This is a genomic window from Bradyrhizobium sp., assembly GCF_022844465.1.
In the GTDB taxonomy this organism is placed as follows: domain Bacteria; phylum Pseudomonadota; class Alphaproteobacteria; order Rhizobiales; family Xanthobacteraceae; genus Bradyrhizobium.
This window is the reverse complement of record NZ_JALHLP010000003.1, coordinates 35,987-49,583: the sequence shown is the minus strand read 5'-3', so window position 1 is coordinate 49,583 and position 13,597 is coordinate 35,987. Positions and strand designations below refer to the sequence as shown.

The 13,597-nt window shown below is 64.8% G+C and carries 12 protein-coding genes; 10 read left to right on the top strand and 2 right to left on the bottom strand.

The window, feature by feature from the left end; all coding sequences use genetic code 11:
• The first annotated feature begins 135 nt into the window (after positions 1 to 135).
• The 7 genes from Q0D31_RS08395 (at position 136) to Q0D31_RS08365 (ending at position 9,290) form a co-directional block, all read left to right on the top strand.
• Positions 136 to 1,143 carry a Gfo/Idh/MocA family oxidoreductase gene (locus Q0D31_RS08395; protein WP_291848325.1) on the top strand — a complete coding sequence of 336 codons (1,008 nt, stop codon included), beginning with the start codon at positions 136 to 138 and terminating at the stop codon, positions 1,141 to 1,143.
• A gap of 29 nt (positions 1,144 to 1,172) precedes the next feature.
• Positions 1,173 to 2,324: a DegT/DnrJ/EryC1/StrS family aminotransferase gene (locus Q0D31_RS08390; RefSeq protein ID WP_291848322.1), complete on the top strand. Its 1,152-nt coding sequence runs from the start codon at positions 1,173 to 1,175 to the stop codon at positions 2,322 to 2,324.
• A 116-nt stretch (positions 2,325 to 2,440) separates the two neighbouring features.
• Positions 2,441 to 3,982, top strand: coding sequence for a murein biosynthesis integral membrane protein MurJ (gene murJ, locus Q0D31_RS08385; RefSeq protein ID WP_291848318.1), 1,542 nt, complete (start codon positions 2,441 to 2,443; stop codon positions 3,980 to 3,982).
• 174 nt (positions 3,983 to 4,156) lie between these two features.
• Entirely contained in the window at positions 4,157 to 5,011 is an 855-nt protein-coding gene (locus tag Q0D31_RS08380; protein ID WP_291848315.1) for an outer membrane beta-barrel protein, read from the top strand.
• A gap of 199 nt (positions 5,012 to 5,210) precedes the next feature.
• A complete protein-coding gene (locus tag Q0D31_RS08375; protein WP_291848312.1) occupies positions 5,211 to 7,520 on the top strand; it encodes a xanthine dehydrogenase family protein molybdopterin-binding subunit in 2,310 nt (769 codons plus the stop codon).
• A gap of 111 nt (positions 7,521 to 7,631) precedes the next feature.
• Positions 7,632 to 8,081, top strand: coding sequence for a cytochrome c (locus tag Q0D31_RS08370; RefSeq protein WP_291848309.1), 450 nt, complete (start codon positions 7,632 to 7,634; stop codon positions 8,079 to 8,081).
• Positions 8,082 to 8,360: 279 nt separating this feature from the next.
• Positions 8,361 to 9,290 (top strand): cytochrome c, encoded by a 930-nt coding sequence (locus tag Q0D31_RS08365; protein WP_291848306.1) that lies wholly within the window; start codon positions 8,361 to 8,363, stop codon positions 9,288 to 9,290.
• Between the two features lie 30 nt (positions 9,291 to 9,320).
• On the opposite strand, the gene Q0D31_RS08360 is transcribed toward Q0D31_RS08365, so the two are convergent.
• Both Q0D31_RS08360 and Q0D31_RS08355 read right to left on the bottom strand, forming a co-directional pair.
• A complete protein-coding gene (locus Q0D31_RS08360; RefSeq protein ID WP_291848303.1) occupies positions 9,321 to 10,088 on the bottom strand; it encodes a DnaJ domain-containing protein in 768 nt (255 codons plus the stop codon).
• Between the two features lie 187 nt (positions 10,089 to 10,275).
• Positions 10,276 to 10,521 carry an Lrp/AsnC ligand binding domain-containing protein gene (locus tag Q0D31_RS08355; protein WP_214492143.1) on the bottom strand — a complete coding sequence of 82 codons (246 nt, stop codon included), beginning with the start codon at positions 10,519 to 10,521 and terminating at the stop codon, positions 10,276 to 10,278.
• A 180-nt stretch (positions 10,522 to 10,701) separates the two neighbouring features.
• Between Q0D31_RS08355 and thiD the strand changes: the two genes are divergently transcribed.
• The 3 genes from thiD to Q0D31_RS08340 all read left to right on the top strand — a co-directional run bounded on the left by thiD (position 10,702) and on the right by Q0D31_RS08340 (position 13,524).
• Positions 10,702 to 11,502 carry a bifunctional hydroxymethylpyrimidine kinase/phosphomethylpyrimidine kinase gene (gene thiD, locus Q0D31_RS08350; RefSeq protein WP_291848292.1) on the top strand — a complete coding sequence of 267 codons (801 nt, stop codon included), beginning with the start codon at positions 10,702 to 10,704 and terminating at the stop codon, positions 11,500 to 11,502.
• A gap of 175 nt (positions 11,503 to 11,677) precedes the next feature.
• Positions 11,678 to 12,490, top strand: coding sequence for a UDP-2,3-diacylglucosamine diphosphatase (locus Q0D31_RS08345; protein ID WP_291848289.1), 813 nt, complete (start codon positions 11,678 to 11,680; stop codon positions 12,488 to 12,490).
• Positions 12,487 to 13,524, top strand: coding sequence for a glycosyltransferase family 1 protein (locus tag Q0D31_RS08340; protein ID WP_291848287.1), 1,038 nt, complete (start codon positions 12,487 to 12,489; stop codon positions 13,522 to 13,524). The genes Q0D31_RS08345 and Q0D31_RS08340 overlap by 4 nt, the downstream gene beginning before the upstream one ends.
• Positions 13,525 to 13,597 lie beyond the last annotated feature (73 nt).

The following is a 13,597-nucleotide window of genomic DNA, read 5'->3' as shown; positions in this document are numbered from 1 at the left end:
GTCACGGTCGGGGCTATGTAATTCTTTGAATCAAAACGTGTCCGGAAAGGGGTGATCGCATTCGCCACATTTGTGACGCCGTGCTAGAGAACCGCCGGGGCGCTACTCGCCGAGAATACCGTTGGGGTCGATCACATGAGTTCCGGAGTATTCGGCGCAAAGGCTGACGGTGGTCGCGCGCTGCGCGTGGGCGTCGTTGGCGCCGGCGTGATGGGCAGCAACCATGCCCGGGTGCTGGCCGGCCTGCCCGGCGTCACGCTGGTCGGTATCGTCGATCCGTTGCCGGAGCACCGTGCGCGGGCCGCAGCGCTGGTCGGCTGCCGGGCGTTCGAAAGCCTCGCCCAGTTGTGTGAAGAAGGCGTCGACGCCATCACGATCGCGGCGCCGACCCACCTCCATCACGAGATCGCGCTCGCCTGCATCGCCCGCAACATCCACATCATGGTCGAGAAGCCGGTCGCCTCGACCGTCGAGGAGGGGCGGGGCATCGTCGATGCCGCGCGCACCGCCGGCGTGACGCTGATGGTCGGTCATGTCGAGCGTTTCAACCCGGCGGTCGTCGCGATCAAGCAGGCGATTGCGGGCGAAGACATTCTTTCCATCGGCATCACCCGCGTCGGGCCGTTTCCGCCGCGGATGTCGAATGTCGGCGTCGTCATCGATCTTGCCGTTCACGACATCGACCTGATCCGCTGGTTCACCGAATCCGATATCGTCGAGGTGCAGCCGCAGCTTTCCAGCGCCGTCGCCGAGCGCGAGGACATCGCGTTGCTGCAATTCCGCACCGCCTCGGGGGTGCTTGCCCACATCAACACCAACTGGCTGACGCCGTTCAAGGCGCGCAACGTCACGGTCGCGACCCGCGGCAAGTATGTCATGGGTGATCTCCTGACGCGGCAGGTGACGGAGTGCTTCGGCTTCAAGCCCGACGGCAGCTATTCGATGCGCCATCTGCCGGTCGGCCATGACGAGCCGTTGCGCGCCGAATTGATCGCCTTCCTCGATGCCGTCCGCACCGGCAATGAGCCGGCGGTCACCGGCGACGAGGGCGTCGCCAGCCTCGAAATCGCAATCCGTTGCCTCGAGCAGCCGCCCAAGCCCGCGGCCTCCGCGCGCAAGGGACCGCGCCGCGTCGCCGGCTGAACATCCTGTTCAAGAACTTGCAAGGCTCCATGAACCAGCACATGCGTCCAGAACCGGTTCCCTTTATCGACATCGCCGCGCAGCGCCGGCGGCTCGGCAAAACGATCGATGAGGCGGTCGCCCGCGTGCTGGCCCATTGCCAGTTCATCAACGGCCCGGAAGTGACGGCGCTGGAAGCCGCGCTCGCAAAGTTCTCCGGCGCCAGGCATGTCGTCAGTTGCGCCAGCGGCACCGATGCGTTGCTGATGGTGCTGATGGCAAAGCAGGTCGGCCCCGGCGATGCCGTGCTGTGTCCCTCGTTCACGTTTTGCGCAACCGGCGAGGCGGTGGCGCTGACCGGCGCAACGCCTGTGTTCGTCGATGTCGATGAGGCGACGTTCAACATCGATGCCGGCTCGCTGACGCGCGGGATTGCGACCGCCAGGCATCGCGGCCTGAAGCCGCGGGCGGTGATCCCGGTTGACCTGTTCGGGCAAAGCGCCGACCACGACGCGATTGCGGCGATCGCAGCGAGCGAGGGCCTGTTCGTGCTTGACGACGCCGCCCAGGGCTTCGGCGCCAGCTATCAGGGCCGCCGGCTCGGCACGTTCGGACTGGCGACCGCAACCAGCTTCTTTCCGGCCAAGCCGCTCGGCTGCTTCGGCGATGGCGGCGCGATCTTCACCGACGATGACGGCCTTGCCGAAACCCTGCGCAGCATTCGCGTTCATGGCCAGGGGGCGGACAAATACGACAATGTCAGGCTCGGTCTCACCGGCCGGCTCGATACCATCCAGGCGGCGGTGCTGATCGAGAAACTGAAGATTTTCGAGGACGAGATCGCGGCCCGCAACGCGGTCGCCGCGCGCTATTCGCGGGGGCTGGGCAATCTGGTGACGGTGCCGAGGCTCGCGCCCGGCTGCACCTCGGTGTGGGCGCAGTACACCATCCGCCTGCCGCAGGGGGTTGACCGCGACGGTTTCGCCGCAGCCCTGAAGGCGCAGGGCATTCCGACCGCGATCTATTACACGCGCTCGATGCATCAGCAGACGGCCTACCGGGATTTTCCCGTGGCCGACGGCGGGTTGCCGGTGAGCGAACGGCTCTCGAATGACGTCATCAGCCTGCCGATGCACGCCTATCTCGACGCACCGACGCAGGCGCGGATCATCGAGGCGGTGCGCGGCGCGCTTTCCGCGTGAACCCGCGCTTAAGCGCCGCCTGCGGGCAGAATCGCGGCCGGCTTTCGAACAAACTCAGGCTTGAATTGCCGGTGGCCGGATTTCGCCGTTTTGCCAAACTGCGCTAGAAGCGGCGAATGCTCGGACGCATCTTCACCGTCGGCGGCTTTACGCTTCTTTCGCGGCTGACCGGTTTCGCGCGCGACATCATGCTCGCGGCCATTCTCGGCGCCGGCCCGGTGGCCGACGCGTTTTTCGTGGCGCTGCGGTTGCCCAATCATTTCCGGGCGATCTTCGCCGAAGGCGCCTTCAACGCCGCGTTCGTGCCGGCCTATGCCCATGTCCGGGGTCAGGGCGAAGCCTCGGCAAAACTGTTCGCCGACCGCATCTTCACGCTGCTGTTTGGCAGCCAGCTCATCCTGCTCCTGCTGGCCTGGCTGTTCATGCCCCAGGTGATCGCCGTGCTGGCGCCGGGATTTGCCGATGATCCGGCGCGCGGCGAACTGGCGATTGCGCTGACCCGGATCACGTTTCCCTATCTGCTGCTGATCACGCTGGTGACGCTCTACGGCGGCATGCTCAACGTGATTCACCGCTTCGCCAGCGCCGCCGCCGCGCCGATCTTTCTCAACCTGTCGATGATGGCAACGCTGGCGCTGGCGGGGCTGTTTCCCGGCGCCGGTCACGCCGCGGCGTGGGGCGTGTTGCTGGCCGGGATCCTCGAGTTCCTGCTGCTGGCCGGCGACGCGGCGAGACGCGGCATCCTGCCGAAATTCGCCATCTTCAAGCTCGACGACGACGTCCGGGCGTTCTTTAGGGCGCTGGGGCCTGCGACCCTTGGTTCGATGGGAACCCAGATCGCATTGTTTGCCGACACCATCATCGCAACATTTCTACCGGCCGGCGCGCTTGCGGCGCTTTATTATGCCGACCGTCTGAACCAGTTGCCGATCGGCGTGATCGGGATCGCCATCGGCACCGTGCTGCTGCCGGAAATGTCGCGCCGCCTTGCCGGCAACGACGTCGCCGGCGCGTCGGCCGCGCAGCGGCGCGCGTTCGAGTTCTCGCTGTTGTTTTCGGTACCGTTCGTGGCCGCCTTCCTGACCGTCCCGGACTTCATCATGCGCGCGATGTTTGCGCGCGGCGCGTTCTCGAATGCGGATGCGGCGACCGCGGGCGCGACCCTGGCGGCCTATGCGGTGGGGCTCATTCCGTTCGTGACCATCCGCAGCGCGGTGGCGACGTTTTATGCCCGCCAGGACACCGCCACGCCGGTAAAGGCGGCGCTGACAGGCGTTGCGGTCAATGTCGCGCTCAAGGTCGCGCTGATGGGGACGCTGGCGCAGATCGGCCTGGCGCTCGCCACCGCCGTCGGGGCCTGGGTCAATCTCTTGCTGGTGCTGTTGTTTGCGGTGAGGGCCGGCTATCTCGAATTCGATCGCGCCTGGATCATCTCGCTGGCCAGGTTTGCCGTGGCCGGCATCGTGCTCGCGGGCGCATTGTGGGGCACCGCGCGATTCGCCAGTTTCTATTTCGCGCCGATGCGCGTCTTTCGCGACGAGACGGCGCTGGTCCTGCTGATCGCCACCGGCGCATTCATCTACGGGTTCTTGATCCTGCTGCTGTTCGGCAGGGGATGGCTCTTTTCGCTGCTGCGCGACCGCAAGCAATCCATATAAGTATCTGCTGATACGCGATGAAATGTCTTTGGGGCGCTGCGCTGGCCGCATTGGGGCATATTTGCAACAAGCGGCCGAAAACGCCACCCGCGATGGAAATGGCACCTGATCGCAGGACGAATCCGCATTAGGGTTCCATCGGAGATTCAGCCAAAAGTTTTCAGAGGGGCTCCCATGCGCAATCCGTTTTTCAAGGCAATCGCAGCGTCGGCACTGGTGGCTTTGGCGGCGACTTCCGCAGCGAGCGCCGCGGATATGGCGCCGCGCTACACCAAGGCGCCGCCGATGGTCGAGGTCTGGAACTGGGGCGGCTTCTATGTCGGTGGCAACGCCGGTTACAGCTGGGGCCGTTCCAACTCGGACGTCTCCTACTTCAGCACGGCCACCGGATTGCCGATCGCGCCGCCGGCGGGCTCGATCACCAGCGCCGGCTTCAACATGGACGGCGCCATTGCCGGCGGCCAGATCGGTTACAACTGGCAAGCCAACAACTGGGTGTTCGGCCTCGAAGCGGACGCGCAGTGGTCCGATGAGAAGGGCGGGACCGGCTATCGTTGCGCTGGAGCGGGCAACGGCGGTGTCTGTCTTCCCGGATTGACGTTCCTGCCGGCTGGCGCCGCCGGGACCACCCTGGCCCTCGATCAGCACCTGGAGTGGTTCGGCACCGTGCGCGGCCGCGTCGGCGTGCTCGCGACACCACGGGTGCTGTTCTACGGCACCGGCGGTCTGGCCTATGGCTCGATCAAGACCACCGGCGCGCTCGCCGGCTTCACCCCGGGTGCTGTGGCAGTCGCTTCCATCGGCTCGACCTCCGACGTGCGCTTCGGCTGGACCGCCGGCGCCGGCGTCGAAGGCAAGATCAGCAAGGATTGGAGCGCCAAGCTCGAATATCTCTACATGGATTTCGATACGTTCCGTGCCGGCAGCTTCAGCCTCGCGCCGGCTTCCGCGATCGGAGCCAACGTCGATTCGCGCTTTCACGACCATGTGCTGCGGGTCGGCCTGAACTACGCCATCGGCGGCCGATAGTCGCGAAGGACCGATCCCGGACGGCTATCTTCGTCCCGCAAAGGCCCCGGCATCGTCCGGGGCTTTTTTGTGCAGTAGCGAAGCGCTCGCCGGATGACCACGCGTCCGCGCAGGGCTGCGTGCTAACAGCCGAAAGCGGTTTGCGCTGGCGCGGGAACCGGGCCAGTATGGCGCGCTTCTCACGGCAAATGGAGACAAGATGGCAGCTCCCATCAAATTCGGCGTCGGTCAAAGCGTTCTTCGCAAGGAGGACGACGCGCTCATCCGCGGCAAGGGCCGCTATACCGACGACCATTCGCCGTCGTCCGCCATGCATGCGCTGGTGCTGCGCTCGCCGCATGCGCACGCCAAGTTCACCATCAACGTCAGCAAGGCCCGCGGCATGCCCGGCGTCGGCGCGGTCCTGACCGCCGACGACGTCAGGGAGCTCGGCGATCTGCCATGCCTTTTCAACCTTGAGGTCGATCCGTTCACCGGGCCGCCCTATCCAATTCTGCCGAAGGACGAGGTTCGCCATGTCGGCGACGCCGTCGCCTTCGTCGTCGCCGACAGCATCGACCACGCCCGCGACGCCATCGAGGCCATCGAGGTGAAATGGACGCCGCTGCCCGCCGTGGTCGGCCTCGTCAACGCCGTCAAGCCGGGGGCGCCGCAGGTCTGGCCCAACCATCCCGGCAATGTGCTGTTCGACGTCTCGGTCGGCGACAAGAAGGCGGCAGACGCCGCCTTCGCCAGCGCGCATGCGATCGCCGAAGTGTCGATCGTCAATCCGCGCGTGATCACCAACTTCCTGGAAACCCGCGCCGCGGTCGCCGAATACGACGCCAAGCGCGATCACCTGACGCTGACCATCGGCAGCCAGGGCAGCCATCGCCTGCGCGAGATCCTGTGCGGCATGGTGCTGAAGATGCCGATGGAAAAGATGCGGGTGATCTGTCCAGACGTCGGCGGCGGCTTCGGCACCAAGCTGTTTCCCTACCGCGAATACGCGCTGATCGCGGTCGCCGCGCGCAAGCTGCGCAAGACCATCAAATGGACCGCCGATCGCTCCGAGCACTTTACCGGCGACGCCCAGGGGCGCGACAATGTCACGACTGCGAGGATGGCGCTGGCCGAGGACGGCAAGTTCCTCGGCATGGATGTCGACCTGATGGGCGACATGGGCGCCTATCTCTCGACCTTCGGGCCCTACATTCCCTACGGCGGCGCCGGCATGCTGCCCGGACTTTATGATCTCCAGGCGTTCCACTGCCGCGTCCGCACCGTGTTCACCCACACCGTGCCGGTTGACGCCTATCGCGGCGCCGGCCGGCCAGAGGCGGCCTACGTGATCGAGCGGCTGGTCGATGCGGCGGCTCGAAAACTCGGGATGACGCCGGATGCGATCCGGCGCAAGAATTTCATTCCGCCAAAGGCGATGCCGTACAAGACCGCGACCGGGAAGGTCTATGATTCCGGGGACTTCACCGCGCATATGAAGCGCGCGATGGAAGTCGCCAACTGGAAGGAATTCCCCAAGCGCGCCAAGGCGGCCAAGAAGGCCGGGCTGGTGCGCGGCATCGGCATGGCGAGCTATGTCGAGGTCTGCGGCACCATGGGCGAGGAAACCGCCAATGTCGCGCTCGATCCGAATGGCGACATCAGCATTCTGATCGGCACCCAGTCGACCGGGCAGGGCCACCAGACCGCCTACGCCCAGCTCGTCGCCGAGCAGTTCGGGGTGCCGCCGGAACGCGTCCATGTGCTGCAGGGCGACACCGACAAGATCGCGACCGGCCTCGGCACCGGCGGTTCGGCTTCGATCCCGACCGGCGGCGTCAGCGTCCAGCGCGCCACCCGCGAGCTCGGCAACAAGCTCAAGGAGATCGCCGCCGAAGCGCTGGAAACCAGCGCCGGCGACCTTGAGATCAGCAACGGCGTCGTGCGCATCGCCGGCACCGATCGTTCGATCAGCTTTGCCGATCTGGCCAAGCGGCGCGGCGTCGATCCGTCGAAACTGAATGCGAGCGCGACCTTCACCCAGGCCGACGGCACCTACCCCAACGGCACCCATCTGGCCGAAGTCGAGATCGACCCCGCGACCGGGATCATCAGGATCGTCAATTATGTCATCGTTGATGATTTCGGCGTGACGCTCAATCCGCTGCTGCTCGCCGGCCAGGTCCATGGCGGGGCGATGCAGGGGATCGGCCAGGCCTTGATGGAGCAGGCGGTCTATAGCGCAGCCGACGGCCAGCTCGTCACCGGCACCTTCATGGATTACGCGCTGCCACGGGCCGCCGACGGCCCCTCATTCCACTTCGAAACCCACAACGTGCCCTGTACGACCAACCCGCTCGGCGTCAAGGGTGCGGGCGAGGCCGGCGCCATCGGCTCCTGTCCCGCCATTGTCAACGCGATCGTCGAGGGCCTTTGGCGAGAGTACAAGATCGATCATATCGACATGCCGGCGACACCCGAACGGGTCTGGATCGCAATCCGCGAGGCAAGGAAGCGTCATAATCTCTGATATTTTCCGTAAGCGGGGAATGAAGTCCCGCCTGCGGTGTTGGCAGAAAGCAGGCAAGGCTTGCGGCGGTCGCGGGCCTGCACGCGTCACGGCAAGAAAAGGGGTTCCCGGATGAAGCGAATTTTGGTGGTCGCAGGAGCGTTGTTGCTGAGCGTTGGCGTAGGCATCGCCCAGCAGGATAAGGTCAAGCAGGACCAGGACGTCATGAAGGCGACCGGCAGGGCGATGGGCGCGGTGCTGAGCCCGATGGTCAAGGGCGAGAAACCCTATGACCAGGCGGCCGTCGATCAGGCGCTCAAGCAGTTCGAGGATACCGCCAAGAGGCTTCCGACCATGTTCCCGGAGAGTACCAAGGGCCTGAAGGCCGAGGGCGACTTCAGCGCCTCGCCGAAGATCTGGGAAGACAAGGCCGGCTTCGCGGCCAAGATCGCCAGCTTCGCCAAGGCGGTGACCGAGACCAAGGCGAAGATCAAGGATCTCGACTCGCTGAAGGCCAACGTGCCTGTCATCGGCAAGGAATGCAGCAGCTGTCACGAGACATACCGCGTCAAGAACAGCTAACCCAGTTTCCGATCGACGAAAGAGGGCGGATGCCTGGTGCATCCACCCTCTTTTTTCGTCCCGGATCAGCTTCCTGAACCTGCCGCGGCGTTCGGGATCGATGTTGCCGTCAGAGCGAATCTCTTTTGTGAACAATGGTCTGATGGATTTCCTGCGCGATCTCGCCTTAAGCGCCCCGGAATTTGTGTAAGCTTGGTGGACCAGGTGCTGCCGAGCTGGCGATCGTTCGGGAAGCGCGCGATCCCGCTCCAGTTGGGGCGCCTCACGACGGAGCCGTCAATGCTGCGACGAATCCTCCTTGCCATGGCATTGGCCGGCATTGCCGGCCTCGGGGTTTTCTGGTGGCTGACGATCCCGGCGGTGGTTGCGCCGGCTTCGCTTGCGCCGCACACGCCCAACCTCGCCAACGGCCTCGTTGCATTCAATGCGGGTGGATGCGCCTCCTGCCACGCCGTCCCCAACCAGCCCGATCGGCTCAAGCTAGGCGGTGGACTGGCGATGCCTTCGCCGTTCGGGACGTTTTACGCCCCCAACATCTCGCCCGATCCGAATGACGGCATCGGCCGCTGGACCGAAGCCGAGTTCGTGACCGCAGTGCTGAAGGGGACCTCGCCGCAGGGCGCGCATTACTTCCCGTCGTTTCCCTACGCCTCCTACCAGCACGCGACAGTCGCGGATGTTCGCGACCTCTTCGCCTATCTGAAGACGCTGGCCCCGGTGAGGGGCAAGGCGCGCGATCACGACGTGCCGTTTCCCTTCAACATCCGCCGCAATGTCGGCGTCTGGAAATGGCTGTTCGTGGACGGCAAGCCGTATGCGCCTGACGCCGCGCGTTCGGCGTCCTGGAATCGCGGCGCCTATCTCGTCAACGGCCTCGGCCATTGCGCGGAGTGCCACAGCCCGCGCAATTTCCTTGGCGGCATCGTCGCGGCGCAGCGCCTGGCCGGCGGACCCAATCCCGAAGGCGAGGGCTGGGTGCCAAACATCACCCAGAAGGGAACGCTTGCCGGATGGAGCGTCAAGGATATCGCCTATTTCCTCGAAACCGGGCAAACGCCCGAGGGCGACACCGCCGGCGGCTCGATGGCGCGCGTCATCCGGAACACGTCGCAATTATCCGCTGAGGACCTTGCCGGCATGGCCGAGTATCTGAAATCGCTGCCGCCGATCGAGGGGCCGCCGCGGCCAAAAAGGGCAAAGAGCGGTTGAGAATCCTGCTGAAGATCGTGGCGCCCGCCATCAGGGCGTCAGGGCGGGTGGGATGGGTTTCCGCCTTTCCGGCAAGCGCGCCAGGATCGACAGCGGCCTGGGCGGCGCTGGCGTGGCGTTCTTGTTTTTTCGGGAATCCGAGACGCGTTTGACGGGAGTGAAGGCGGTGAACCGGCGGTCGAGATCGCCCGTCCGATAAAACACGCTGCCGCGATCGAAATAGGCGGCTTGAATGGCCAGATGGTAGGCGGCGAAGCCCGCCAGCGGGTCGAAGCGGCCGATTGCCCCGGTCCTTGAGTCCGCCTCGATTGCCACGGCCGCGCCGCCGGCCGATGCCTCCCCAGCATGCTGCATGCGCGCGTCGTTTCTGGCGATGGCGCCAGGCGCCGCCGCCGCAATGCCGTAGGCACGGCCTACCGTCCCGTCAGTTGGGATCTCCGCGGCGCCGGGTGGTTTCGAAAACAGGCCGAGCAGGACGTAACCGCCGACCAGCACGGCTGAAATGATTGTCGCGGCCATCGTGTTGGAGGCAAATCTGCCGACGACCTCGTAGGTGCTGGTCGTTTTCGCGACGGGCGGTTGAAGCGCAATGGCGAGCAGTTGATCGTAGGTCGCGCGTTGCTCGGCATCGGTCAGGATGTCGTGGGCGCGCATCAACTCCCTGAATCTCAGCGCGGCCTCGGGATTGCCGGGGTTAAGGTCGGGATGGGTAGCCTTGGCGGCCTTGCGGAAGGCAGCCCGCAGGGCGTCGGCGTCGTCGTTCGGAAGCGCTCCGAGCAGGTCGTATAACGTCCCCATGGTGGTACTCGCGACTAATTCCCCCTCGGAAAAACTCCCCGCTGCGGAGCCCCCGATTGGCGACGCCGTTCAGAAATGAAAAATATCAAGGCGATAGCAAGATGCTCGCATGGCAAAAGCGTGCCCTTGGCCGCATCCCTGACGAGTGGAGGGGGCCAATGGCAAGCCGTTGGGCCGCCATGCTGGACTAACCGGTGCCGAACGCCTTGAAGGTGATGATGGTGTGGGTGTCCTGGATGCCCGGAATCACCTGAACCCGCTCGTTGACGAAATGGCCGATGTCGGTGTCGTTGTCGACGTAGAACTTGACCAGCAGGTCGTAGTCGCCGGCGGTGGAATAGATCTCCGAGGCGATCTCGGCTTCCGCCAGCGCGTTGGCGACGGCGTAGGATTGGCCGAGCTTGCATTTGAACTGGACGAAGAAAGGAACCATGGCGGTCGTCTCCAGGCATCTCAGACGCAATAGGCCAAAAACCGCAGGGCATGGCAAGCTTGCTGCCCGTGACCGGGGGCGCTAGTTTCTTGTTTCCTCTCGCGAACCGCCCTCCGATTTGCTCGAAAACGCGGTGACAAAGCCGATGGTCCCGATCCCACGATCAGCGCGAGGCCAAGCATGACGACGCCGATCGCGCTCACGATTGCCGGCTCCGATTCCTCCGGCGGGGCGGGCATCCAGGCAGACCTCAAGACATTTGCCGCGCTCGGCGTCTACGGTGCGTCCGTGATTACGGCGCTGACCGCGCAGAACACCACCGGCGTCAGCGGCATTCATCAGGTGCCGGCGGAATTCGTCGCCGCGCAGATCGACGCGGTATTTTCTGATCTCGACATCGGCGCGGTCAAGATCGGCATGGTGGCGCAGCCGGCGAGCATCGACGCCATCGTCGCCGGGCTGACGCGCTGGTCGCCGAAGCATGTGGTGCTGGATCCGGTGATGGTGGCAACATCGGGCGATCGGCTGCTGGCGGCCGAAGCCGTTGATGCGCTGCGGACGAAACTCATTCCGCGCGCCTCGGTGATCACGCCGAACCTGCCCGAGGCCGCGGCCCTGCTCGACGAACCGGTGGCGAGGGAGGAGGCCGAGGTGAAGGATCAGGGCAGGCGGTTGCTGGCGTTGGGCTGCAAGGTGGTGCTGATCAAGGGTGGTCATGGCGAGGGCGCCGAGAGTATCGATTACCTGATCGACGCCGACGGCGCCGTCGTGCTGGCCGCGCCGCGCATTGCCACCAGGAACACCCACGGCACCGGCTGCTCGCTGTCGTCGGCGATCGCGGCCGGGCTTGCCAAAGGCGAGGGAATGGCGACCGCCGTGGCTCGCGCCAAGGCCTGGGTCAGCGCCGCAATCGCTGCCGCCGACCGCTTCAGCGTCGGGCGCGGTCACGGGCCCGTTCACCATTTTCACAGGTTTTATTGACGCGCGGTTCGTTAAGGCGCGATTTTAACCACCCTCACAGCCGCGTTCGCGCCATGTCGCCTCGTTGTCGCATCGGGCTGCTATTTGCAGTCAAGGTGCAAGACCGATTCTATCGACGCCAATGGCCGCATGGGTTGTCATCGCCCTGTCACACAAGTGCAATAGGTGCTGTCGCATGGGTAGTGGCTCCCTGATTGAAGAAAGCCCGGAGCGGCGCTTTCGTACCTTGTTCATTTCCGACGTCCATCTCGGAGCCCGCGGCTCGCAAGCTGACCGATTGCTGGACTTCCTCAGGAGCCACGACGCCGACACCATCTATCTTGTCGGCGACATCGTCGATGGCTGGGCGCTGAAATCCGGCTGGTACTGGCCGCAATCGCACAACGACTTCGTGCAGAAAATGCTGCGCAAGGCCCGCAAAGGCGCCAAGGTCATCTATGTGCCCGGAAATCACGACGAGTTCCTGCGCAACTATTACGGCACGCATTTCGGCGGCATCGACGTGGTGGAAAACACCATTCACGAAGGGGCCGACGGCAAGCGCTATCTCGTCATCCACGGCGACATCTTCGATCTCGTGGTGCAGAACGCGCGTTGGCTCGCCCATCTCGGCGACAAGGCCTATGATTTCGCCATTCAGATGAATCGTCTGGTCAACTTCTTCCGGCGCTTGTTCGGCGTACCCTATTGGTCGCTGTCGCAATGGGCGAAGCAGAAGGTCAAGAACGCCGTGAATTACATCGGCGCATTCGAACAGACGCTGGCCGGCGAGGCGCGGCGGCACGGCGCCGACGGCGTGATCTGCGGCCACATCCACTACGCCGCCATCCGCGACGAACACGGCATCCGCTACATGAATTGCGGCGACTGGGTGGAAAGCTGCACCGCGCTGGCCGAACACGAGGACGGCCGGTTCGAAATCATCACCTGGACCGATCTCTCGCGACGGGCGGTGCCGGTCCCCCGCGTCGCGGCGCGCGCCGCGTGACGCATATTCTGGTCGCAACCGATGCGTGGCATCCACAGGTCAATGGCGTGGTGCGCACGCTGACCGCGATGGCCGAGGCGGCAAAGGGCTTCGGCGTCGAGATCAGCTTCCTTACGCCGCAATCGTTTCGCACCTTCGCGATGCCGAGCTATCCCGGTCTGCGGCTGGCCTTGCCTTATCCTGCCAAGATCGCGCGATTGATCGAGGCCGCAAGGCCAGACGGCATTCACGTCGCGACCGAAGGCCCGATCGGGCTTCTGGTGCGACGCTACTGCCGCAAGCACGGCCTGCCGTTCACCACGGGTTTTCACACCCGCTTTCCGGAATATGTCTCCGCGCGTTCGTCGATTCCGGAATCATGGGTATGGCGCGCGCTGCGCCGCTTCCACCGGCCGAGCCGGGCGGTGATGGCGGCAACGCCGGCGCTTGCGGCCGAGTTGCGCATGCGCGGCTTTCGCAATGTCGTGCTGTGGTCGCGCGGGGTCGATACCTCGCTGTTTCATCCGCGCGCGGCCGATCTTTGCCTGCCGAAGCCGGTGTTCCTCAGCGTCGGCCGGGTCGCCGTCGAGAAAAACCTCGAAGCTTTCCTCGAACTCGATCTGCCCGGCACCAAGCTCGTGGTCGGGGACGGTCCGGCGCGGGCGGCGCTGGAGCGAAACTATCCCAAGGCGGTGTTCCTCGGTGCGCGACACGGCGAGGAACTGGCGGAGGTCTATGCGGCGGCGGACATATTCGTATTTCCGAGCAAGACCGACACCTTCGGTCTGGTGCTGCTGGAGGCGCTGGCGAGCGGCCTGCCGGTGGCGGCTTACCCGGTCACTGGGCCCCGTGACGTGATCGGCACGGCGCCGGTCGGCGTCCTCAGCGAGGATTTGCGCGTGGCATGCCTGCAGGCGCAGCAAATATCGCGGGAAGCATGTGTTGAATTTGCCGCCGCCCATACCTGGCAAGCTTCCGCCAGGGTCTTTATCGAACACGCCCTCAACCGTTGCCCGGTGGAGCCGGAGGGCGGGCAGGTGCAATTTGCGGCGTGAGAACCGGATTTCGTCGCCATACTTCGCCTGAACGGGTTGAAACGATCCTGAATCGGTCTTGAATCTTTCTTGC